This window comes from Lactobacillus nasalidis (assembly GCF_016587775.1).
GTDB lineage: Bacteria > Bacillota > Bacilli > Lactobacillales > Lactobacillaceae > Lactobacillus > Lactobacillus nasalidis.
In genome coordinates this window covers 1-2,832 of the sequence record NZ_BOCG01000672.1, presented here as the reverse complement: position 1 = coordinate 2,832, position 2,832 = coordinate 1, and the positions used below count along the sequence as shown (strand labels likewise).

The 2,832-nt window shown below is 54.4% G+C and carries 4 protein-coding genes and 1 pseudogene; 2 read left to right on the top strand and 3 right to left on the bottom strand.

Annotated features, from left to right (window positions below; genetic code table 11):
• From lacNas_RS14535 to yjbM, 3 genes and pseudogenes are all read right to left on the bottom strand, one after another.
• Positions 1 to 178 (bottom strand): annotated as a pseudogene (locus lacNas_RS14535) (RluA family pseudouridine synthase); the annotation flags it as partial.
• A 59-nt stretch (positions 179 to 237) separates the two neighbouring features.
• Complete coding sequence (locus lacNas_RS12880) at positions 238 to 1,035, bottom strand: NAD kinase (RefSeq protein WP_201331625.1); 798 nt, start codon at positions 1,033 to 1,035, stop codon at positions 238 to 240.
• A complete protein-coding gene (yjbM, locus tag lacNas_RS12875; protein ID WP_201331624.1) occupies positions 1,032 to 1,664 on the bottom strand; it encodes a GTP diphosphokinase in 633 nt (210 codons plus the stop codon). Before yjbM ends, lacNas_RS12880 begins: the two co-directional genes overlap by 4 nt.
• Before the next feature lie 102 nt (positions 1,665 to 1,766).
• Here yjbM and lacNas_RS12870 point away from each other — a divergent pair, with 102 nt between their 5' ends.
• Both lacNas_RS12870 and lacNas_RS12865 read left to right on the top strand, forming a co-directional pair.
• Positions 1,767 to 2,375, top strand: a complete 609-nt coding sequence (locus lacNas_RS12870; protein ID WP_201331623.1) for a CYTH domain-containing protein — start codon at positions 1,767 to 1,769, stop codon at positions 2,373 to 2,375.
• 74 nt (positions 2,376 to 2,449) lie between these two features.
• A partial coding sequence (locus lacNas_RS12865; RefSeq protein WP_201336185.1) for a DsbA family protein occupies positions 2,450 to 2,832 on the top strand: 383 nt, incomplete at its 3' end.

Below are 2,832 nucleotides of genomic sequence, written 5' to 3'. Positions count from 1 at the left end.
CCAGGGGCCGCCGGGACACTTTCAGCCAGGGGTTGACCTTTTCCTGGCCCATCAGAAAATGGACCACGTCCCCTTCCTTGAGCCGGTAGCTGCCGTTGCGGCGGTGGTGGTTGACCAGCATCATCCCGCCGTGGTTCTTGCAGTTGTTGACCGCCCGCCGGGAAAAACCTCTTTTCATCAAAAAATGACTCAGCACGACTGGGTCATTTTTTTCAACCAATAATTTGTATACTTGCACTATCTGTCACCAATGAAGGCATCGTTGACCCGCTCCCAAAAATGGTGGTGGCCATACTGGTAAAAGCGAATCTCTTCCGCCGCTATTCTGTAATCTACTTTCTGCACGTCGGTCAGACTGATTCTTTCCCCGTCAACGATCACGATCGCCCGGTCAGAATTCTTGGGCACGATGGTGATCCACTCGTCCGGGGCAATCACGATCGGCGAGCCCACCGTCCTAAAGACCAGGTTGTTGATCGAGGCAATCTCCGTCAGCTGCAGGGCCTTCAAGCGCGGGTGAATCACCGCCCCGCCCAGGGACTTGCTGTAGGCCGTTGACCCGGTCGGCGTTGAGACGCAGAGCCCGTCGCCCCGGAACTTCTCAAAGCGCTCGCCCCCGATCCAGACCTCGGCTTCCATGGTCTTGGAAATCCGCTTGATCGAAGCCTCGTTCAAGGCCAAAAAGTTCTGCACCCCGCAGCTGGTCGTCACCCGCATGTCCAGCAGGGGGTAAGCCACCTCGTTTTCCGCTACGGGATGCGTCGCCAGCGCCTCGACCAGCTTCTCCATGTCATAGTTGCGCCAGTCGGTGTAAAAGCCCAGGTGTCCCGTGTGAATGCCCGCGAAGCAGACCCGGCCCAGCTGTTTCTTGTACTTGTGAAAAGCGGAAATCAAGGTCCCGTCGCCGCCGACGGAGATCACCAGGTCAGGATGCTGCTGATCCTGCAAAATCCCCTTCTCCGCCAGCAGCACCTTCAAGTGCCGCACCGCCACCTGGGTGGTGACGCGATCATTGTGAACGATAGCTACTTTCATGACTTTTCCTTGCCCTTGTTCTTGGTAAAGATCTTCTGCGCTTCCTGGACCTCATTGCGGATCGATGACATCTCCTCATCCAGCTGGTAAGCCGCTTCCGCGGTCCGCTTGAGCCGCTCGGAAATATCCTCCGGGTAGGCTCCCTGGTACTTGTAATTGAGAGTATGCTCGACCGTTGCCCAGAAATTCATCGCCAGAGTCCGGATCTGAATCTCGGCCAGCAGGCGCTTTGACCCCTCCGGCAAATAAACCGTGTAGGCAACCACCATGTGGTATGAGCGGTAGCCCGACGGCTTGGCGTTTTGAATATAGTCCCGCTCCTCGACGACCTCCAGGTCGTCTCTGGCGTGGAGCAGGTCAACGACCCGGTAGATGTCGTCGACAAACTGGCACATGATCCGGATGCCGGCAATGTCCTGCATGTCCGTCTCAATCACGTCCGGGCTGATCACCCGGCGCTGCATCTTTTCCTTGATAGAATCGACCGTTTTCACCCGGCCGACCACAAATTCTATTGGTGAATGCTCCCCCTTGGTCAAGAAACTCTGCCGGAGAGCTCTAAATTTAACTTTTAGTTCATTTACGGCTTCATTGTATGGCCATAAAAAAGTATCCCAATCAGTAATCACAGACATTTTCCTTCCATCTCAAACAAATTCATTTTAACATAGATGTTGGCGAAAGCACTAACGCAAGCTTTTAAATCTTTTTTAACAAAGGAGTCCTCAAAAATGAGCAAAAACCGTGAAATCGAAGCCAAAGTAGCCCTGGACCAGAAGAGCTACGCGGCCATCATTGCCGCTTACCCGGTCAAAAGCGACTTTAAGCAGAGCAACCACTATTTCGACCTGCCCGACTGGCAGCTGAAGGCCGACCACAGCGCCTTGAGAATCCGCTGCTTCAGTGACCGGGCCGAAGAAACCATCAAAGTGCCGATCCAAAAGCTGCAGCAGACCTACCATGAAAGCCTGGAAATCAACGACGACCTGACCCTAGCGCAGGCCGAACAGCTCTTGAAGGACGGCCGCCCGGACCTGGACGGCAGCGTCGGCAAATATCTTAAAGAGCACTATCCGGACCGGACTGACCAGCTGCGCCTCTTCTCCTGGAGCAAGACCCACCGGACCCTGCTGGCCGGGCCAAACGGCTGTGAACTGACCCTGGACCACACCAGCTACCCTGACGGCTACCAGGACTGGGAAATGGAAATCGAGAACGACTCCCCGGCCGCCATCAAGGAAGCCCTGGCTGAAATCAAGCGCCGCTTCTCTTTGGAAGTCAAGTCTGCCAACAACCAGAGCAAGATCGCCCGGGCCAGCCAGCACGCCAGCGTAAAATAGCCGTAAGCTTTTCTTTTGTTTTCAGTGAAAACTTTTGTTAAAGTAGCAGATGAAACAAATATTGGAGGTCGACCATGTTCGAACTTTTTCTGTTTATCAATCCATTAGGTTTGTCCTGCTACCAGCTTGAAAAGCGCATCCGGCTGCTAGCCGCAGAACTCAAGCTTGAAATTTCCGTCAATTACATTCCGATGGTGACCATGGAAGCCATGAAGGCCGACATGGTCAAGCGCAACTGGAATTTCAACACCTCAATCAATTTGGCCAGCTACCATGACGCTTCCGTCAGCGCGCAGAGTTTTTACTATGCCGTGCAGATCGCTTACGGCAAGAAGAAGGCCCGCAGCTTTTTGTTCAAACTGCAGGAAAGCCTGAGCGACGGCCAGCGCTGCTATTCTCCCCAGCTGGCCCGGGAGCTGCTGAAGCAGCTGGGAACCGACCTGGCGGAAGTCGAAGC

Coding starts and splice junctions, on each gene's coding strand:
- lacNas_RS12880 (WP_201331625.1), bottom strand. CDS start 1,035: ATGAAAGTAGCTATCGTTCACAATGATCGCGTCACCACCCAGGTGGCG.
- lacNas_RS12870 (WP_201331623.1), top strand. CDS start 1,767: ATGAGCAAAAACCGTGAAATCGAAGCCAAAGTAGCCCTGGACCAGAAG.